The following is a 19,867-nucleotide window of genomic DNA, read 5'->3' on the forward strand; positions in this document are numbered from 1 at the left end:
AATGCCGGCCTGTCACGCCGGAGGTCGCGAGTTCGAGTCTCGTCCGGTCCGCCATTTAAGCACTCATCGACTAAACATTTTAGTCGAACGAATTCCAAAAAGCCCAGATCATTGATCTGGGCTTTTTATTGCGTGTCATTTAGTACCTTGAGTCCATTCTCTAGCGCCATAACGTGCAGCCATGCAGCTGCACGGTAATATCAGGCGATAGCGCTTACCCCGGCTTTGGCGATCTGTACGTCCTGGTCAGGCTTCACGCCTGAGATGCCGACAGCACCCACGACGTTGCCATCGACGATGATAGGAACGCCGCCTGACAGCAAACCTTGCAGTGGCGCAGAGACAAATGCCGTGCGCCCACCGTTAATCATTTCTTCAAATACTTGGGTCTCTTTACGGCCTAGTGCTGCACTGCGCGCTTTATGTGTTGCTACATCGGCACTGAAGGGTGCAGCACCGTCTAAGCGGCGCAGAGCGAGTAGATGCCCGCCATCATCCGTTATGGCAATGGTGACCGGCCAGCCGTTGTTATCGGCTTCTTTTTGAGCAGCATCTAGTACCTGAATGACATCGGCTTGGCCGAGAACAGCTTTGCTTTGCATCAAACTTTCCTTTTGATCAAGGGGAGTAAAGTGCCGCGCTATTGTTTGCTTGTAAAAGCTTGTTAGCGCGGCAAAGTGAATTAGTGTTTATACCAGGGCAGCATCCACCACTTCCACCCAGTGCCGTACCGGGGTGCGATTGGCACTAGCAAGATGGGTTTGGCAGCCAATATTGGCAGTGACGATAACCTCTGGGTTGCTAGCTTCCAGCGCATTGAGCTTGTTATCGCGCAGCTGTGTGGCAAGCGCTGGCTGGGTAACCGAGTAGGTGCCAGCTGAGCCACAGCATAGATGCGCATCTTGTACCGGCGTTAGCGAAAACCCCAGCTTGCTGAGCACGCCTTCAACCGCACCATTGAGCTTCTGGGCGTGCTGCAGTGTGCAAGGGCAGTGAAACGCCAGACGTTGGTGCTCTTTCAGCTCGAGCTTCTCTACTGGCTCTTCGCGCAGTATTTCGACAATATCTTTCGCCAGTGCGCTGACTTTTTGCGCTTTCTGGGCATAGGCCGGGTCATCTTTGAGCATGTCGCCATACTCTTTGACAAAAGCGCCGCAGCCGCTGGCCGTTTGAACAATGGCTTCAGCCCCTTGTTCGATCTGTGGCCACCAAGCATCGATATTGGCACGCATACGAGCGCGACCATCGTCCTGGGCATTCAGGTGAAAATCAATGGCCCCACAACAACCTGCTTCGCTGATGGGCGTCACGCTAATCCCAAGACGGTCTAGCAGTCGAGCGGTCGCTGCATTGGTGTTTGGCGATAGGCCTGGTTGAACGCACCCTTCTAGTATTAGCACCTTGCGAGAATGGCGTTGGCTATCCGGGCGTTGGCCTGCGTCGACTGGCGTCGGTGGCATCTTACTGCGTAGCTTGCCAGGCACCAGGGGTTTGAAGGTTTGCCCTAAGGACAGAAGTGCTTTGAAGCGCTTAGGGTCTACCAGCATCTTACGCAGTGCATAGCGTTGGGCGCGTTCGGCCATGAGGCGAGGAACCCGGCGGTCAATTTCTGCACGACCGATATCCAAAAGTTTGTGATATTCCACGCCTGAAGGGCAGGTGGTTTCACAATTGCGACAGGTCAAACAGCGGTCTAAATGCAGGCGTGTCTCTTCGGTGACCTGATCATTATCATCGCGGCTTTCCAGCAGCTCTTTCATTAAATAGATGCGCCCGCGCGGCCCGTCCCGCTCATCGCCTAGCAGTTGATAGGTGGGGCAGGTAGCATTACAAAAGCCGCAGTGTACGCAGGTGCGTAGGATGCGCTCGGCCTCCTGAATATGCGGTTTTTGGCGATCAGCATCGGTAAAGTGCGTCTGCATGTCTACTCTCCTGATTAAAACGCCGCATAAAGACGGCCTGGGTTGAAAATGCCGTAGGCATCCAACTCGGCCTTCAGGTTGCGATGATACTTTTCGACCACGGGGTTGAGCGGGGTGAACGGTGACTCTGCTCCGCCTTGGGCGTAGGGGGTAAAGCAAGTGGCATGACCACCTGCCTGCTGGCAAACCGTGCGTAACGTATCAGCTGCCGCGCTGGTTTTTATCCACCGCTGGCTGCCACCCCAGTCATAGAAGATATCGCTTTGGGGTATATTCAAGGCTAGCGGCGGCGTATTGGGGGGTAATGATAAGCGCCACAGCGCTTGCCCTTCATTCAGACGGAAAAAAGGATGCTGATGGTCGCGCAGTTGCTGCCAGAAATCGCTGGAAAGTGATTCGCCGCCCAAGCGTTCCTTGGTCGCATTAACGGAACTTGCGCCGCCTTCTAAACGAATAAATAGCTCGCCTGCGTGCCATCCTGCTGCGGTGATGGGCAGCGGCTGTCGTCCTAGTTCGGCGAGCTTACCCAAGGCATCTTCAAGACTCATGCTTAGGCGTAGGCTGTGAGTGGCAGTAGGAATGGGAAGGACTTTAAACGAGATATCGGCCAGTACGCCTAGCGTCCCTTGAGCACCTGCCATCAAGCGTGAGAGGTCGTATCCGGCGACGTTTTTCATGACTTCACCGCCAAAACGCAACAACTTGCCTTCTTGGGTGATCACGCGTGTGCCTAAGACAAAGTCCCTCGCTGCGCCAGCCCATGGGCGGCGTGGGCCGGACATGCCGGTGGCAACAGCACCGCCAATGGTGCTGGCATCGCTGAACGCGGGTGGTTCAAAGGCCAGCATTTGATTTTCTTCGGCTAGAGCTGCGTTGAGTGCGCTTAACCGCGTACCGGCACGAACAGTAATCACAAGCTCTACCGGGTCATAGGAGACAATGCCGCTATGGGGCAACATATTTAAGGCGTTGCCTTCTACCGGTCGGCCGTAAAAAGCGCGGGTATCGCCACCTACTATGCGCAGTGGCGTGCGGTTGGCATAGGCGCTGCGCACCTGTTCGCACAGGTCGTCAGCGATATCTTGATCGGCAGCATGTATCGCTAGTTCAGTCATGGTGATTCCTAATCATTATGCTTCCTAGTGGTTAGTCGACTAGGAGTCGCATCAGAAGCGTGGTAGTTCCGGATGCGGTAGTTCGTTGTTATGCACATGCATCGCGCCAAACTCAGCACAGCGCGCCAGGGTAGGAATATTTTTCCCTGGGTTGAGTAAGCGCTGTGGGTCAAAAGCGGCTTTCAAGGCATGGAATACCGTTAGTTCATCGGGTTGAAACTGACTGCACATCTGATTGATTTTTTCGCGGCCGACGCCATGTTCGCCAGTGATAGAGCCGCCCGCCGCGACGCATAGCTCCAGAATTTTTCCGCCGACGTCCTCTGCAAGAGCCAGCTCTCCCTCTTTATTGGCATCAAATAGAATCAGCGGGTGCATATTGCCGTCACCGGCATGGAAGACGTTGGCAATCGCCAAGCCACTCTCTTCCGACAGGGCGGCAATACCTTTGAGGACGCGAGGGAGTTCGCGGCGAGGGATGGTGCCATCCATACAGTAGTAGTCAGGCGACATGCGCCCCACCGCGGGGAAGGCATTTTTTCGCCCTGCCCAGAATTTGGCCCGCTCAGCCTCATCGCGAGCCTGTTGAATGTCGGTCGCCCCCGCTTTTTCTAAGACTCGGCGAACGGTTTGGCAATCGTCGTCCACATCGGCTTCAACACCATCTAGTTCGCACAGAAGAATGGCTTCTGCCTCAACGGGGTAACCAGCTTTGATGAAATCTTCTGCAGCCTTGATGGCCAGCTTATCCATCATTTCTAATCCGCCAGGAATAATCCCCGCGGCAATAATGTCGCCAACAGCACGGCCCGCTTTCTCTACGTCGTCAAAGCTGGCCATTAGTACCTTGGCGGTTTCAGGTTTGGGCAGCAGCTTTACGGTAATTTCAGTGACCACACCCAACATGCCTTCAGAGCCATTCATCAGCGCGAGGAGGTCAAAGCCAGGTGCATCCAGTGCTTCGGATCCCAGCGTCATACGCTCGCCTTCAATCGTCATGACATCAACACGCATCACGTTATGAACGGTGAGACCATACTTGAGGCAGTGCACGCCACCCGCATTTTCCGCCACGTTGCCACCAATCGAGCAAGCAATCTGTGACGATGGGTCGGGTGCATAATAAAGCCCGTAAGGGGCAGCAGCTTCAGAAATAGCTAAGTTGCGCACGCCTGGCTGTACACGTGCAATGCGAGCATCTGGGTCAACATTAATAATCGTGTTGAAGCGCGACATCACTAGCAGGACGCCTCGTTCAAGCGGTAAAGCACCGCCTGAAAGCCCCGTGCCTGCACCACGAGTAACGACCGGAACACCCAGGGCATGGCAGCGTTTTAGAAGACCTTCTACCTGTTCCAGAGTCTCGGGTAATGCAACCAGCATCGGCATGATGCGATAAGCGGCAAGGCCGTCGCACTCAAAGGGATGTAAGTCCTCTTCACGGTGCAGCAGCGTCAAAGACGGCACTGCGTTTTGCAGATCATCTAAAACATCTGCTTTATCGCGGTGAATGAATTCGCCGTCGAGGCGTTCATCGAAAAGAATGTTCATGTTAGCTCCTGTGGGTGAGGAGAGCAGAAAATTATCTAATCACTTTATGGAAAATCTTTCCATAAATAACTAATTCGATGCTGGAAAACTTTTGCATACAGTGAAAATTCTAATAACGTGTTAATGATTTACTGTTTCTGCTGAGGTTGCTGGGTAGTGGTCCCTCGTGAAGAGGCTGCTGGGTTGCCCTTAGGCTACCCAGCAGGAATGACTCACTCTTGATTAACGTTTTCCCGTCACATCAGTGGATCGGTAATGCCAATCACATAGAAAGCAATAAGCGCAATGATCCCAGTAAAGATCAGATAGTAGATCGTGGGAATAATTGTTTTACGAATCGTTGTACCTTCGCGACCCAGTAGGCCAACCGTCGCTGATGCGGCGACAACATTGTGAATCGCAATCATGTTACCCGCTGCGGCACCAACGGCTTGCAGCGCGACCATCATCGCCGTAGACAACCCAAGTGTTTCGGCAACGCTAAACTGGAATTCCGCTAGCATCAGATTAGAAACGGTATTGGAACCGGCAATAAAGGCACCCATAGCCCCAACCGCAGGTGCAAAGAAGGGATAAATGCCCCCTACGCTGTTAGCTACCGCCTGGGCCATCATGACGGGCATTGACACAAGGTCAGCACCATTCACGCCAGAGTTAATCAGGATGCGTACCATGGGAACGGTGAAGATCAAGACAAAGCCAGCACCGAAGATGGTTTTAGTAGATTCAGACACGGCAGCGCTGATTTTCTGCGGGTTCATGCGGTGCAAGAAGTAGGTGACGATGACCACCGCGATAATAATGCCGCCTGGCAAATAAAGCGGCTGTACACCGCCGCTAACACCGGCTTCGCCTAGAATGTTGTTCCAGCTCAGGTTAACGGAGGTCAAGGCAGCTTTCAGCGGTTCAACGGTGCGTGAAGCAACCAAGAATACCGCGAGTAGGACGTAAGGAATCCAGCCCTTGAAGGTCGACATTGGCGCTTTACCAACAACGTCATCCAATTTGATCTGCAGGTTGCCGATCCATTCATCTGGCCAAGACGTTGATTCAGGAAAGTCCCAGGTGTCTTTCGGTAGCAAGAAGCCTTTGCGAGCAGCGGGTACTACAATCGCTAAGCCCACCATAGCACCAATCATTGATGGGAATTCTGGGCCTAAGAAAACGCCGACCAGCATGTAAGGTACGACGAACGAAATGCCAGTAAAGATTGCAAAGGGTGCAATGGATAGGCCTTCTTTCCAGGAGCGATTCGCACCGAAGAAGCGCACCATGATCAATACCAAAATCAGAGGCATCAATATGCCTACGATGCCGTGCGTGATGGCCACAGAACTAGTAATTTGCTGGAAAAAAACGTCCCACGTAGAGCCGCTAGCTTCCAACTGGGCTGTGATGCCAGCGCGATCAAGCCCGCTACCGACACCCACTACAACTGGGGTGCCAACGGCGCCAAAAGAGACCGGAGTGGACTGGATCATCATGCCGACAACAACGGCTGCCAGTGCAGGGAAGCCAAGCGCTACCATGAGTGGTGCAGCGACTGCTGCGGGCGTACCAAAGCCAGAAGCCCCTTCAATGAAGCAGCCGAATAACCAAGCAACAATTAGCGCCTGAACGCGACGGTCAGGGCTAATGCCTGAAAAACCGTTACGAATCGCAGTGATGCCGCCAGAATGCTTAAGCGTATTTAGCAGCAAGATGGCGCCAAAAATTATCCATAAAAGGCCTGCTGTTTGAATCAGCCCTTGAATGGTAGACGCGGCAACGCGGCTAAACGACATATCCCAAGCGGTCAGACCAATGACGGCTGCGGTCAGGAAAACAATCGGCATCGCTATTTTTGCGGGTATTTTAAAACCAATGAGCAAAATACCGGCAAGCAGCAGCGGCAGAAATGCCAGAAGTGCAAGTGTAGTTTCATTCATTTTAGGAATGGCCCCTTGTTATTGATTTGGTGTGCTCGGCAGATGCCAGCGGTCGTGGCAATGCTGGTTGGATCAGTGCGAAAGATACGGTTAGGTAGAAAAAATGGCTATATTGGATAATTGGTAAGACCAATTAAGGGCGGTTGTATGTATAGACTTTGAACCACTCTTTTAAATTTAACGAATTGTTTTTATTTGCTTTTCAATTTCCACAATGCAGTAGGGCTGCCTGCAACCCATTAGACTAATAGACAGTGCAGTTTCCATCTAAGAGGGCAGTACAGGGCAAGTGAATGGAGAAAAAGTCGCTTGCTTACTTAGTTGATATGAAGACATTTGGGGTAGGTTCAGAACAAGTAAAACCCGTTACTTGCGTCCTTGGTGGCTTGAGCCCATTGTTGTCAGCGTGTGTTTGGTTTTAACCACGTTTCTAATTACAAGGAGGCCGTCACAGTGGCAATAACTCTTTATGACTTATGCGGGCGCGATGAGCGCTTACGCTTTTCTCCCTATTGCTGGCGCGTTCGTATGGCACTGGCACACAAAGGGTTGGAATATACGACTGTTCCTTGGCGTTTTCTTTATAAAGAGGCACTTGCCTTTGCCGACTACGACAAAGTGCCGGTGTTAACCGATGGTGACACGGTTGTCACTGATAGCTTCGAAATCATGCGCTACTTAGATAAGGCCTATCCTGCCAATCCAGTATTGGGAGAAGGAGTGAGCTATCAGCGAGTCCACTTTTTTAAGCTCTATATTGAGCGTAGCGTGACTCCGGCACTTTTTCGAACGGTCGCGCTGGATTTATTAGCGGCCATACATCCTGACGACCGTGCCTATTTCAGAGAGACCCGCGAAGCCCGTTTTGGTATGCGTTTAGAGGACGTCAATAATCCAGAGCAGGGGCGAGCACAGCTGAAAAAAATGTTGGCTCCTGTGCGTGATCAGCTTCGCAGTAGCCCATTTTTAGATGGCGAAGCACCCAGTGGAGCAGATTACCTCCTATTTGGCAGCATGATGTGGGCATATACAGTGTCACTTGAGCCATTAGTTGACGCTAATGATCCGGTTGATGAGTGGTTTAAGCGTATGCTGGAGGTGCACGAAGCGGTCGCGGGTAAGGCCATTACTATTCGTGATCTATAATGTGTCAGGCGGCAATAATGCCGCCTGTATCCATCGTATGTACGAGGAAAGCCACACAAACGGCTTATGTCGTATGTGTGAGAGGAGATGGCAATGATTGATCTGTATTACTGGACAACTCCCAATGGCCACAAAATCTCCATCATGCTTGAAGAAGCAAAACTTCTTTACCGAGTAAAACCTATCAACATAGGGCTTGGCGAGCAGTTTGACCCTGAGTTCTTAACCATTGCGCCGAATAATCGTATTCCCGCTATTGTTGACCATGCACCTCAAGACGGTGGTCAGCCCCTGGCACTGTTTGAGTCAGGGGCTATTTTGGAATACCTAGCTGATAAGTGCGGACAATTTCTGCCCGCTGAAGGGCGAGAGCGTTATGTTGTGCTGCAATGGCTTCATTGGCAAGTGGGCGGGTTGGGGCCGATGGCGGGTCAAAACCACCATTTTTGCCACTATGCACCGCAGAAAATCGAATATGCTATCGGGCGTTACGTTCGCGAGACGTATCGCTTGTACAGCGTGCTAGATCAACGACTATCTCAGCAGCATTATGTGGGTGGTGATCGTTACTCCATCGCTGATATGGCGATTTATCCATGGATTGTGCCATGGGAAAAGCAGTGCCAAACGTTAGAGGAGTTTCCTGACCTAGAGCGTTGGTTTGATGAAGTAGCACAGCGCCCAGCTGTTCGAAAAGCTTATTCTTTGATCGAAGACGTCAATCCACAGGCGGGGGGAGAAATAGATGAGCAGGCACGTAAATACTTGTTTGGCAATCGCTAAGTAGTCACTACTTGGTTGATGAGGTTGCTGCCTTCAATCGCTAGCAGCAATGTTGTTAAAAAATAATGTTGCGCTGCACAAAAGGCACTGCTAGCTTTGTTGTTAGTAAAGGCAACCGCCTGATCATCGACCGCTTATCGATGCGTGTCGAATCGCTAGCTCACTTAAGGAGATTATGTGATGAACAAGGCCGCAGAGAAATCCACCCAGCAGTTTGAGTCTGTCTTTGTATCGCCAATGCGTTCTTATACCCTGGCAGCGCTTGATTATTATCAGCAAGTCGTCAGCGCGCAAATGGATGCAGCGCGTGCATACTCTGACATGACGGTTGCTCAGGCACGCACATGGTTAGACGTTAAAGATGCCGACAGCTTTAAAAAAGCTATGGAAAGTCAGCAAAAAACAGCTTCTGACCTAATGGAGCGTATGAAAGGAGACTCTGAAAAAGTCACCTCGATTAGCCAAAACTTTATGCAAGAGAGTCAGAAAATGGCGGAAGAGACCACTAAGAAAGCAGTGGAAACCGCTAAGCAGTAACCTATTTTTCATTAGGTAAATGCCTGATAGTAAGCGATCAGATGCTATTGATTGATCGATGAAATGCCGCACCGTCAGGTGCGGCATTTTTTTGTCTATATGCATTTTAACGCGTTGTAAGATGTTATTTCTGCAAGCAAAAAAGAGTGGCTGCATGCGGTGGGCTTTGCGTGGTGATATTCCCGTTACAACGGCTGTTCAGCCCGTACGTTCAGCCTGAAACGGGCGATACGAATGATCTCCTTAATTGCTGTTTCACGCTCTTCAGCTAAACCATTGTGTAAGCGTGCTTCAAACGCTGCCAAAATGGCGTGGCGATCAAGCCCCTTCACCGCAATGACGAAGGGGAAGCCAAATTTTTGTTTGTAAGCAGCGTTAAGTTGTTCGAAGCGGGCAAACTCTTCAGGCGTACATTGATCTAGCCCAGCGCCTGCTTGCTCGCGTGTAGAGTCTTGGGTCAGCTCACCCGACATCGCCGCTTTGCCTGCTAAGTCAGGGTGGGCCTGAATAACAGCGATTTGCTGTTCAGGTGTTGCCCGCTGCAGCATAAGTCCCATCAGGTCAGCTAGCGCGTCAGGTGCGTCATGCGCATTGCTTAACCCTTCCTTCCAGGCTGCTTCCGCCACCCAGGGGGAGTGCTCATATACATCGCCGTAATGTTGGGTAAAGCTTTCTAAGCTGCATGTACTAGGAGTGGGCGAAAGGGTCAGTGATGTTGAGGTAGCCACTAAATTTCTCCAGTATGTTTAATAATGGGAATACTGTATACAATAAATGGTATCAACGGTACTCTTTGACCGATAGGTTAAGTCGGTCAGCTGTTATCGACAACAGTAAACAACAACTGTGATTATTAAGGAGTTGCTATGGGACGGTTAACGACTCACGTACTCGATACCGCTAAAGGACAGCCCGGCCAGGGGATTACCATTGACGTGTTCCGCCTAGCAGGCACCACGCGCGAACACTTGGGCAGTGTGATTACCAACAGCGACGGTCGTTGTGATGCGCCTATCTTAGAGGGTGATGCCCTCACGGTAGGCGAGTACGAGCTGGTTTTCTACGCGGGTGACTACTTGCGCGCCCAAGGCATCGCCTCTCAAGAGCCGCGCTTTTTGGACGTGATTCCTTTACGTTTTGGCGTTGCAGATGCCAGCCAGCACTACCATGTGCCGTTACTGCTATCCCCTTATAGTTACTCTACCTATCGCGGTAGCTAGAGCTTGGCTATCTTTTTGCCGCTTTTTGCCTAGCCTGACATTCGCTCGCTGAGTTACCAGGTAAACCTGCTAGGACTTGTTTATGCAAGCATATATTATTGATTTTGCTAACTTATTGTTACGCTGGTTGCACGTTATAGCAGCCATAGCCTGGATCGGTGAGTCGATCTATTTTGTCATGTTGGATAATGGCTTAAGAACGCCGAAAGCAGCCGAAGATCGTGAAAAAGGCGTTTTTGGAGAGATGTGGGCCGTGCATGGCGGTGGTTTCTACCATAATCAAAAGTATGCTACTGCGCCTGCCAAGCTGCCGAATGACCTTCATTGGTCGTTCTGGAAAGCCTATACGACATGGCTATCGGGTTTTGCCTTGTTCGTTATTCTCTATATGGCAAACCCGGGCTTCTATCTAGTTAACCCCAACAGCAACTGGGCGTGGGCGGCGAGTATGACAGGCTGGCAGGCCAACCTACTGGCGCTGGCCTTCTTGCTCGGCGGTTGGGTGGTTTATAACGAACTCTGTAAACGCATAAGTCCTAATATGGACCGCGACGGTCTTCTCAGCGTTACCGTTGCGGTGATGATGATAGTGGTCGCCTATTTAAGCACTCAGATGTTCACAGGACGTGCCGCCTTCCTATTAACCGGGGCTGTGATGGCCACCGCCATGTCAGCTAACGTGTTCTTTTGGATTATTCCCGGTCAACGCCGTATGGTGAAAGCCATGAAGGCAGGTGAGGCGCCTAATCCATTAGATGGCAAGCGGGGCAAGCAGCGTTCGGTACATAACACCTACTTTACGTTGCCGGTAGTACTGTTGATGGTGAGTAACCACTACTCTTTCATCTACTCCCATGAGCTTTCCTGGGTGGTCATGGTACTGTTTATTTTTGCCGGTGCCCTTATCAGGCAATTCTTTGTATTAATGCACGCAGGAAAAACGCAGCCAGCCTATCCTGCGGTTGGGATAGGGCTTATTCTATTAGCGTTTTGGGTAGCCGCACCGAGCCCAGGTGCTGGTAATGTGAGCGCGTCTGGTGCGCCCAGCCAAGCCCAAATTTCAGGGTTAATTGATCAGCATTGTAGTCAATGCCATGCTCGCAACCCTGAGCATGCCGGTTTTTCAGCGCCGCCTGCAGGCTACGCGTTTGATACTTGGGATGAAATCCTGGGACATCAAGCGCAAATTAAGCAAGTTGTCGCGAGTCGATATATGCCACTTGGCAACATCACCAACATGAGTGATGAAGAGCGCGATATTATTGCCGCGTGGGAGGAGTGATTAAAGGAGATCCTATGAGTGATGCGCAGGCGGCGTTAAAGCAAAGACCCGCAGAAAAAGAAGGCGAGGAGCGTCACGAGTCAATCTATCGCGCGGTTAGCGATGCCATTGTAGAGCAGCGGCTAAAACCGGGGGCTCGGCTGCGCGAAGACGCCTTGTCAGACGTCTTTGGTATCAGCCGTACCGGTATTCGTAAAATCTTGCAACGCTTAGCATTAGAACAGTTGGTAACGCTCACGCCACGTCGGGGAGCCAGCGTAACACGGCCTACCGCCGAAGAGGCCAAGGATGTGTTCGACGCACGCCAGATGATTGAGTGTGGGCTAATGCCTGATGTAGCAAAGCGGATTGGAGAGAAAGAAGCCGCTGAACTACGGGAAATGGCTCGTCAGGAGCGTCAAGCGCTGCGCAATGGCCAACAGAGCATCGCTATCCGCCTGTCTGCTGACTTTCACGTGCGCCTTGCCCAGCTTTCGGGTAACGCAACGCTTGCTGAGTTTGTTGAGCGTCTGTGCTCACGCTCGTCGTTGATTCTGGCGGTTTACGGTCATCGTGGCCACTTAGGCTGCGAATCCCACGATCACGATGATTTGATCGGCTATCTAGAAGCGGGCAATGGCGAGCGTGCGAAAGCGTTTATGAGCCGCCATCTCAAAGCGATTGAAGCCTCACTTTCGATGGTTGAAGAAGAAGAGAATGTGCCAGACCTGCAGCAGATTTTTGGTGGTTAAGCAGGTTAAGTAGTCATATATAAGCAGTGAAAAAGCCCAGGCCTTTAGGCCTGGGCTTTTTTGTGAAGGTAGGAAGTTTAATGCTGTGTGAGTGCTTACATCGCAGGTGCTGGGACGGCCTTAAACTGGCGCATTAAACCATAATAGAACAGCCCACCTAACCCTGCGCCAATCAGCCAACCAAAGCCGCCAAGGCTTTCGAACGCGGGCACGATGACCGTAGAGAGCGAGAATAACGCTGCACCGCCGAAAGCAATCAAGGCGCGGCTATTCCAGCCATTAACGTAGTAGTAGGCGCTGCTGGGCGCTGAAGAGAATAGCTCTTGCATATTGAGGTGTTGGCGTTTGATCAGGTAGTAATCCACCACAATGATGCCGTAAAACGGCGCTACTATGGCACCTAAGGCGTTAACGAAGCCGGGTACGCCGATTTGGCTAATCACCGAAATCCATAGCGCACCGACAAAGAAGGCAATCACTGCGGTAATCAGGCCACCTATTTTAAAACTGATTTTGCTGGGAAACAGGTTGGCCAAGTCGTAAGCCGGTGGAATAAAGTTAGCGACCAGGTTGATGCCTACAGTGGCCGCGAAGAAGGTGAGGGCAGCCACAATGGTCAATGGTAGTGAATCAACACGCTCAACAATGTCGGCGGGATTGGTCAGCGCATCCCCAAACAGTACCAATGTGCCAGCCGTAATGATTAGCGCAATAAACGAGAAAAATGCGACGTTTAGTGGCAAGCCCAGCAAGTTGCCAAGTTTCATTTGGCGCTCGGTTTTGACAAAGCGAGTGAAATCGCCAAAGTTAATCACTACCGCTGCAAAGTAGGCCACCATGGTGCCAACAATTGCTAGAAACGCCCCAAGACTACTGCCACTTTGCTCACCGCTACCGCTAAAAATAGTGCTCACTGCGGGTAGCAGTTCACTTCCGGCCTGGAACCATACAATGATCATCAGTACGACCATCACCACATAAACCAGCGGCCCAGCCCAGTTTAGAAAGTGTTTGATACGCTCAATGCCCTGCCAGAAAATGGCAATTTGAAATAACCAAACAATCACGAAAGACAGCCAAGCGACCCCAGAAAGGCCCAGAAAAGTGCTGCCATTGTCAGCCCCAAACAGGGCTGTGATGAGCAGCGCCACTGCCGTTGAGGCAAAGTAAGTCTGTACGCCGTACCAAAAAATACCAACGATAGCGCGTAACAACGCTGGCAGGTTAGCCCCCCGTACCCCCATGCTGGCGCGAACCATAACAGGAAAAGGGATGCCATATTTGACGCTTGGTTTGCCGGTTAGGTTGACCAGGAACATGACAATGACCCCGGCAAGAATGATGGCTGCCATCACTGCCCAGCCATTCAGGCCGTAGGACAGAAACAGCGATGCCGCTAAGGTGTAGCCAAACAGGCTTTGAATATCATTCGACCACACGTTGAAGATTTCAAACGCGCCCCAGTTACGGTCTTGGGGCTTTAAGGGCGCAAGATCTTCATTGTAAAGAGTGGGATCAATTTGCTTTATATCGAGATCACTGCTGGACGGCTGCTTATTCATGGTTAACGCTCTCTTGTCGGAAACGTTTGCCTGCTACGCACAGCGAGCAGGCAGACACGCATCATGGTTACTGGGTAAAACGTTGGCAGGCAGGCCAATGCTTCATCAGTAGGTAATAGGTCAACCCGGCAGGAATAAGGCTGGCGTACCATGAGACCGAAGAGAATGTCAGCGCGGCCACAATGCCGACTACCGTGGCAATTAAGGCGGCTTTGTTGACGCCTTGATAGGGGCCAGAAGGGTCGTATAGTTTACTAATGTCCAGTGTGCGACGGCGGATGATGTAGTAATCGACGACGAGAATGGCAAAGATAGGCCCAAGAAACGCAGAGTACGTTTGTACGAATAGCTGCAGACCAGCAGCCGACTCAGGCTGAACAAGTTTCCATGGGAAAGTGGCAAATGCCAGTAGGCCTACAATAACGGTGGCGACCGGAAACTTAAGTTTGAATACGTCCATTAATACGTAGGTGGGGGGCACCACATTATTCAGTACATTCGTGGTTACCTGTGCAAAGGCGATGAATAGCAGTGTGGTCATTAGCAGGGGCGTGTTGTCTACAGCGTTAGCAAATACCTGAATGGGGTCTGCTGTGCCTGTCGCCTCTGACACCATGTAGCCAATCAAGCCCATAAACAGCGTACAGGGCAGAATAGACATGGCATAGATCGTTGTTAATAAGCTTTGGCGGGTGCCTTTCTTGTGCTCTCGTGAATAGTCGCTAACATTCAGCATCATGGTGCTATAAATGCCCAGAAACAGCATGGTAGCGCTCCAGAACGGCAAGCCCCAAGAGCCTTCCATGGTCAAAATGCTGGCCGACAGCTCATCGCCGTAGCGTTGCACCGTGGCGTAGAACATATACATCAGCGAAAGCAAAATAAAGACGCTGCCTATATTCTCAAGCCATTTAATCCCCTGAAAGCCCAGTACTGACAAACCAATCTGCAAAAATTGGAAGGTAATAAAGTAGAAAATCAGATTATCGAAACCGAACAATGTGGCAGACACCATATTGAGCGCGCCTGCGCCTATCCAGCTTTGAAAGCCGTACCACACCACCGCTGGCACAGCCCTTACCAAGCCAGGAATGCGGGTGCCGGTAAAGCCAAAGGCGCTACGCGCCTGCACCATAAAGGGAATGCCATATTTGTAGCCAGCTGCGCCATTAACTGCCAGCGCAATACCGATTACAAAGCAGCCAATCGCTATAGCGAGTGTTGCCTGTAGTAGGTTTAAGGTGCCCACCACGCTTGAACCCATGGCAAAGGTACCAATTGAGACGCATCCACCAAACCAGGCTAAAAAGTAGGACGTTCGCCCCATGATTCGCGTGCTTTGCGGTGCTAGGCTTTCTGCGCCGATGGCTTTGTCAGCTATTGCGGTGTTCGCAACGGGAGGTTCTTCTGACGTAAGAGCAGGGTTGGAGTTGCTCATGTTTCCGTCCTCGCAAGATTGTCGGTGTTATTGGCAGCTTGAGCGCATTACGCGCCCAAGCGATGCTTGCGGCATGGCGTGCTAACGGGAGTACAGTTATTTTTGAAGTTATTGTTTTTAAGATCTGTTTTTAAGATCTGTTTTTAGGATCTGCTTTTAAGGTCATTCTTTTAAGTCATGGCTACTACGTGTTTTTTAGTGATATTTACCTGGGTAAGGGGAGGTGAAGGTCGGAGAGTGCAGAGAACTTGCCGGTAAATGCTTTCGGGCGCGGGTAGTCCAGGTCGCCATGTTTGCTGGTGTGGAGACCTAGGCTAACCAACGATTCTGCAAGCTTTAATGCGGCACTAACGCCCTCTATCACCGGTAAGCCAACCTCGCGGGTGATCTCTTCCGTTAAATTGGCCATTCCGCCACACCCTAAAACGATGGCACCAATGCCGTCTTCATCGCGGGCGCGGCAGCACTCTTCGACAATGCGGGTAAAGGCGGCATCAGGGTGATGTTCAAGATCGAGAACCGGAATTTCTGCAGCGCGTATGCGGCGACAGTGGTGGCGGAACCCATACTGCTCAAGTAAGTGTTCTGCAATAATACCAGTGCGTCCTAACGTCGTTACAATCGAAAAGCGGGTGCTGACCAGCGTGGCTAAATGAAAGGCAGCTTCCGCAATGCCGATGACAGGCGCGCGGGTTAACTCTCGGGCTGCGAGTAAACCAGGATCGCCAAAGCAGGCCACCACGTAAGCATCGATGCCGCCTTCACGCTCTCCTTTAAGAACTTCTTCGGCAACGCCTACCGCGCTAATGGCCTCGTCAAAATGACTCTCGATGGACACCGGTCCCGCATCAGGCTGGGTGGCGGTAACCGTTGTTGATGCCGCTGCCTGCCGCTGGGCGGCTTGATGAATGGCAGCCGTCATTGAGGCTGTTGTGTTTGGATTGATAATGCGTATATGCATGTTGAATCGCTCGCTGGTAGACAAAATTGAGCATCTTGTATACGAAAATAGGGCGGTTTTGCGTGGATCGCAAGCCTTTTTATGCGGTTTAAGTACCAGCATTGCTTGACCAAATGTTCAGGTTTCAACAGGTTAGCGACTTGCCTACTATAAAATGCTAACCATCTCAGCTAATTAAGCGGTTATTGGATTGCGGTTGTTCTATAAAGTCGCTATTTTGTATACAATTATTTTCTGTATTGTAGATCTTTAATTTCAATAAAATGCTCTGCAACCCGCTATCTACAATCGTATAAAAGGAGCCGTTGAATGCCTCATTCATCTAATCGACCATCGAATGCTTACTCTCGCGATCTGGTGGGATATGGTCGTACCCCCCCTCATGCTAATTGGCCAGGCAAGGCGAAAATTGCTGTTCAGTTTGTGCTTAATTATGAAGAGGGCGGGGAGAATTGCGTCCTTCACGGCGACTCAGGCTCCGAACAGTTCCTGTCGGAAATCATCGGTGCACCGGCTTATCCGGATCGCCACTTGAGCATGGAGTCTATCTACGAGTACGGCTCCCGCGCCGGGGTGTGGCGCATTCTGCGTGAATTTGAAAAGCGTGATTTGCCTCTCACGGTGTTTGGCGTTGCCATGGCGCTGGAGCGTAACCCTGATGTCGCCCAGGCATTTCAAGAGTTAGGTCACGAGATTGCCTGTCACGGCTACCGCTGGATTCACTATCAGGAAGTGCCCGAGCACGTTGAGCGAGAGCACATGCAGAAAGCCATGGAGATTTTCCAGCGTCTTTACGGTGAGAAGCCACAAGGCTGGTACACCGGGCGCGATAGCCCCAACACCCGGCGCTTAGTGCTAGACGAAGGCGGTTTCCTTTACGATAGCGACTATTACGGTGACGATCTGCCATTCTGGACCTCTGTGACCGATAGTCAGGGTAGTGAGCATAATCACCTTGTTGTGCCCTATACCTTAGATACTAATGATATGCGCTTTGCTGCCCCGCAAGGCTTTAATACCGCGGATCACTTCTTTACCTATCTGCGTGACGCCTTTGATGTGCTTTACGCGGAGGGCGATGATTCGCCAAAAATGCTCTCTATTGGTATGCACTGCAGGCTATTAGGGCGTCCTGGACGCTTCCGCGCGCTGCAGCGTTTTTTAGACCATATCGAGGCCCATGATCGCGTATGGGTAGCACGCCGTGTGGATATTGCTCGTCACTGGGCAGAACATCATCCCGCTCCAACCCGCTAAAAGGCAAAATAATGAATAAGTCTCCTTACTACGCCCCTACGGGGGGGCATCCGCCACAAACACAGCTAACCGCTGACCGTGCCGTGTTCACAGAAGCGTATGCGTTGATTCCCAAAGGCGTGATGCGCGATATCGTCACCAGCAACTTGCCTTTCTGGGAAGGCACTCGGTTATGGGTGCTGGCGCGTCCGCTTTCAGGCTTTGCTGAAACGTTCTCTCAATACATTATGGAAGTACAGCCTGAGGGCGGCAGTGAAAAGCCGGAGCTAGACCCCCAGGCCGAAGGCGTACTGTTCATTGTGGAAGGTGAGTTAACGCTTACTCTGGCGGGTGAGCGCCACACGATGCGCCCCGGTGGCTATGCGTTTCTTCCCCCAGGTAGCCACTGGCAAGTGCGCAATGAGTCATCTGCTCCCGTACGTTTTCACTGGGTGCGTAAAGCGTATCAGTTTGTGGAGGGGCTAGACGTACCGAAGGCTTTTGTCACCAATGAGCAAGACATTGCTCCCCTCGAAATGCCGGGAACCGAAGGTCGCTGGGCAACCACGCGCTTTGTTGATCCTGCTGATGTGCGCCATGACATGCACGTCAATATCGTGACTTTTCAGCCAGGTGGCGTGATTCCTTTTGATGAAACTCACGTGATGGAGCATGGGCTTTATGTGTTGGAAGGGAAGGCGGTGTATCACCTTAACCAGCAGTGGGTTGAGGTAGAGGCTGGCGACTTTATGTGGCTTCGCGCATTCTGCCCTCAAGCGTGTTACGCCGGCGGCCCAGGGCCATTCCGCTACTTACTGTACAAAGATGTCAACCGCCACGCCGCACTCAAGCTCTAGCATTGAGCTCAGGCGGTTAAGTTCTGGTATATAAGTTCTGGTATATAAGTTCCGGCGTTGGCTGCTTCGCTGTGTTGTTATCCGGAGAAGCAGCCTATTTTAGGATTTTATAATGATTAAATTGATAGCCGAACCGCTAACAGCTGAGGCGTTTACGCCTTTCGGCGATGTGATAGATGCCCGTACGTCGGCGTCGTTTCCCATTAATGCAGGTCGTACCCAGCGTCACCACGACCTAGCACGTGTAGAAACGCTAGGTGACAACGCCCATACGCTGATTAATATTTTTGTCAGCCAGCCGATTACGTTACCGTTGGAATTAACTTTCTTAGAGCGCCACCCTCAGGGTAGCCAGGCCTTTATGCCGCTGCATCAAGAGCGCTTTATTGTGGTGGTAGCCCCCCCTGGCGACACTATTAACGCTGCAGATGTACGCGCGTTTGTTACTGATGGCCGTCAGGGCGTCAATTATCGGGCAGGCACCTGGCATGCTATTCAGTCGGTGCTTGAGCGTGAGGGCGAGTTTTTAGTGGTAGATAGGGGAGGTGATGGCAATAACTGCGATGAGTACTCGCTTGATATTACCGTTACTCTAGGCGAATAACTTGCGCTAACAGCATACGGTTGTCATCTTGCTCAGGTTAGCTTTTGACTGAACGAGAAAAATAGAGCGCACATTGCGCGTAGGAGACCAGCATGTCACAAGCCCACCGTTTGCCAAAACTACTCAAAATGCTGCGTCACTACGACGATCCAGTCAGCGGTGCGGATTTGTCTGAAGCGCTAGGTATACCGCTGAGTGTTCTCTACAAAGATATTGCTGTGCTTAGAGCCGTTGGGGTCGAGATTGTTAGTGAACCAGGCCAAGGCTATGTGCTCCCGCCTAGCGCTCAATTACCTCCCCCAACGCTTTGCGAGCCAGCCGCCGAACGGTCTGACGAACTGGTTTTCTATACGCATCCCCTTTCGCGGGGAGGCATTGTGCACTGGATGCTTGAAGAGCTTGGTGTGCCTTATCGCTTAGTGGTCCTGGAGTACGGGGCCACAATGCATTCGCCAGACTATTTAGCCATCAACCCGATGGGCAAGGTGCCGGCTATTCGCCACGGTGAGCGAGTGGTCACGGAGGCTGCCGCTATCTGTGCTTATCTTGCCGATGCCTTCCCCGAGGCGGGTTTGGCACCGCCGCTTTCAGCAAGAGACGACTATTATCGCTGGCTATTCTTCGCTGCTGGGCCGCTAGAAGCTGCTGCCTCGCTTAATAGCTTGGGCTTCCAACCTAATGCAGAGCAGCGGATGCGGCTAGGTTCTGGCGACTTTGCGACGGTGATTGAGGCTCTGGCTGCGGCCGTCAATGGACGCCGCTACATCGCTGGTGATGCTTTTAGCGCCGCCGATGTTTATGTCGGTTCCCACATTGGATGGGGAATGCAGTTTGGAACCCTTCCACGCCGTCCTGAATTCGAACATTACTGGGCGGGGATGCAAAACCGTCCTGCACGACAGCATTGCGAGATGTTCATCCAGCAGGCATTGGCACAGTAGTTGCCCTGTAAATGGTGACGCGCCAGAGGTAGTTGTCCCCACGCTGATGAACG

General features: G+C 51.6%; 19 protein-coding genes. 10 read left to right on the plus strand and 9 right to left on the minus strand.

Features of this window, described 5'->3' with window-relative positions; genetic code table 11:
* Window positions 1–200: 200 nt before the first annotated feature.
* From JFC11_RS05260 to JFC11_RS05280, 5 genes are all read right to left on the minus strand, one after another.
* Window positions 201–602: a GlcG/HbpS family heme-binding protein gene (locus tag JFC11_RS05260; RefSeq protein WP_038477925.1), complete on the minus strand. Its 402-nt coding sequence runs from the start codon at window positions 600–602 to the stop codon at window positions 201–203.
* Window positions 603–689: 87 nt separating this feature from the next.
* Window positions 690–1,922 (minus strand): glycolate oxidase subunit GlcF, encoded by a 1,233-nt coding sequence (gene glcF, locus JFC11_RS05265; RefSeq protein WP_198348907.1) that lies wholly within the window; start codon window positions 1,920–1,922, stop codon window positions 690–692.
* A gap of 14 nt (window positions 1,923–1,936) precedes the next feature.
* Window positions 1,937–3,037 (minus strand): glycolate oxidase subunit GlcE, encoded by a 1,101-nt coding sequence (gene glcE / locus JFC11_RS05270; RefSeq protein ID WP_038477919.1) that lies wholly within the window; start codon window positions 3,035–3,037, stop codon window positions 1,937–1,939.
* 51 nt (window positions 3,038–3,088) lie between these two features.
* Window positions 3,089–4,588: a glycolate oxidase subunit GlcD gene (gene glcD / locus JFC11_RS05275; RefSeq protein WP_198348908.1), complete on the minus strand. Its 1,500-nt coding sequence runs from the start codon at window positions 4,586–4,588 to the stop codon at window positions 3,089–3,091.
* Window positions 4,589–4,824: 236 nt separating this feature from the next.
* Complete coding sequence (locus tag JFC11_RS05280; protein WP_095604057.1) at window positions 4,825–6,516, minus strand: L-lactate permease; 1,692 nt, start codon at window positions 6,514–6,516, stop codon at window positions 4,825–4,827.
* Between the two features lie 453 nt (window positions 6,517–6,969).
* Here JFC11_RS05280 and JFC11_RS05285 point away from each other — a divergent pair, with 453 nt between their 5' ends.
* From JFC11_RS05285 to JFC11_RS05295, 3 genes are all read left to right on the plus strand, one after another.
* The gene (locus JFC11_RS05285) at window positions 6,970–7,662 is read left to right on the plus strand and encodes a glutathione S-transferase family protein (protein WP_198348909.1); all 693 of its coding nucleotides are present in this window, start codon (window positions 6,970–6,972) and stop codon (window positions 7,660–7,662) included.
* Window positions 7,663–7,755: 93 nt separating this feature from the next.
* On the plus strand, window positions 7,756–8,445 hold the full coding sequence (locus JFC11_RS05290) for a glutathione binding-like protein (RefSeq protein ID WP_120386399.1): 690 nt from the start codon (window positions 7,756–7,758) through the stop codon (window positions 8,443–8,445).
* A gap of 180 nt (window positions 8,446–8,625) precedes the next feature.
* Entirely contained in the window at window positions 8,626–8,982 is a 357-nt protein-coding gene (locus JFC11_RS05295) for a phasin family protein (RefSeq protein ID WP_038477905.1), read from the plus strand.
* Window positions 8,983–9,167: 185 nt separating this feature from the next.
* Here the strand turns inward: JFC11_RS05295 and uraD are convergent, their stop codons facing one another.
* Window positions 9,168–9,710, minus strand: a complete 543-nt coding sequence (gene uraD / locus JFC11_RS05300) for a 2-oxo-4-hydroxy-4-carboxy-5-ureidoimidazoline decarboxylase (RefSeq protein WP_198348910.1) — start codon at window positions 9,708–9,710, stop codon at window positions 9,168–9,170.
* A gap of 138 nt (window positions 9,711–9,848) precedes the next feature.
* Here uraD and uraH point away from each other — a divergent pair, with 138 nt between their 5' ends.
* The 3 genes from uraH (at window position 9,849) to JFC11_RS05315 (ending at window position 12,215) form a co-directional block, all read left to right on the plus strand.
* Window positions 9,849–10,202, plus strand: coding sequence for a hydroxyisourate hydrolase (uraH, locus tag JFC11_RS05305; RefSeq protein WP_198348911.1), 354 nt, complete (start codon window positions 9,849–9,851; stop codon window positions 10,200–10,202).
* An 82-nt stretch (window positions 10,203–10,284) separates the two neighbouring features.
* Window positions 10,285–11,484: a urate hydroxylase PuuD gene (locus tag JFC11_RS05310; protein ID WP_198348912.1), complete on the plus strand. Its 1,200-nt coding sequence runs from the start codon at window positions 10,285–10,287 to the stop codon at window positions 11,482–11,484.
* Between the two features lie 14 nt (window positions 11,485–11,498).
* Window positions 11,499–12,215, plus strand: a complete 717-nt coding sequence (locus JFC11_RS05315; protein ID WP_038477893.1) for a GntR family transcriptional regulator — start codon at window positions 11,499–11,501, stop codon at window positions 12,213–12,215.
* 95 nt (window positions 12,216–12,310) lie between these two features.
* On the opposite strand, the gene JFC11_RS05320 is transcribed toward JFC11_RS05315, so the two are convergent.
* The 3 genes from JFC11_RS05320 to JFC11_RS05330 form a co-directional block, all read right to left on the minus strand.
* The gene (locus JFC11_RS05320; RefSeq protein WP_038477890.1) at window positions 12,311–13,777 is read right to left on the minus strand and encodes an NCS1 family nucleobase:cation symporter-1; all 1,467 of its coding nucleotides are present in this window, start codon (window positions 13,775–13,777) and stop codon (window positions 12,311–12,313) included.
* Between the two features lie 67 nt (window positions 13,778–13,844).
* Window positions 13,845–15,215, minus strand: coding sequence for an NCS1 family transporter (locus JFC11_RS05325; RefSeq protein WP_038477887.1), 1,371 nt, complete (start codon window positions 15,213–15,215; stop codon window positions 13,845–13,847).
* 205 nt (window positions 15,216–15,420) lie between these two features.
* Window positions 15,421–16,176 carry an aspartate/glutamate racemase family protein gene (locus tag JFC11_RS05330; RefSeq protein ID WP_038477886.1) on the minus strand — a complete coding sequence of 252 codons (756 nt, stop codon included), beginning with the start codon at window positions 16,174–16,176 and terminating at the stop codon, window positions 15,421–15,423.
* A gap of 309 nt (window positions 16,177–16,485) precedes the next feature.
* Between JFC11_RS05330 and puuE the strand changes: the two genes are divergently transcribed.
* The 4 genes from puuE (at window position 16,486) to JFC11_RS05350 (ending at window position 19,814) form a co-directional block, all read left to right on the plus strand.
* Window positions 16,486–17,433 (plus strand): allantoinase PuuE, encoded by a 948-nt coding sequence (puuE, locus tag JFC11_RS05335; RefSeq protein WP_038477885.1) that lies wholly within the window; start codon window positions 16,486–16,488, stop codon window positions 17,431–17,433.
* Window positions 17,434–17,444: 11 nt separating this feature from the next.
* Window positions 17,445–18,269 carry a bifunctional allantoicase/(S)-ureidoglycine aminohydrolase gene (locus JFC11_RS05340; RefSeq protein WP_038477883.1) on the plus strand — a complete coding sequence of 275 codons (825 nt, stop codon included), beginning with the start codon at window positions 17,445–17,447 and terminating at the stop codon, window positions 18,267–18,269.
* A 112-nt stretch (window positions 18,270–18,381) separates the two neighbouring features.
* Complete coding sequence (locus JFC11_RS05345) at window positions 18,382–18,873, plus strand: ureidoglycolate lyase (RefSeq protein WP_198348913.1); 492 nt, start codon at window positions 18,382–18,384, stop codon at window positions 18,871–18,873.
* Window positions 18,874–18,965: 92 nt separating this feature from the next.
* Window positions 18,966–19,814 (plus strand): glutathione S-transferase N-terminal domain-containing protein, encoded by an 849-nt coding sequence (locus JFC11_RS05350; protein ID WP_120386404.1) that lies wholly within the window; start codon window positions 18,966–18,968, stop codon window positions 19,812–19,814.
* The last annotated feature ends 53 nt before the right edge of the window (window positions 19,815–19,867 follow it).

The sequence above is a fragment of the Vreelandella alkaliphila genome, from assembly GCF_016107625.1.
GTDB classification, from domain to species: domain Bacteria; phylum Pseudomonadota; class Gammaproteobacteria; order Pseudomonadales; family Halomonadaceae; genus Vreelandella; species Vreelandella alkaliphila.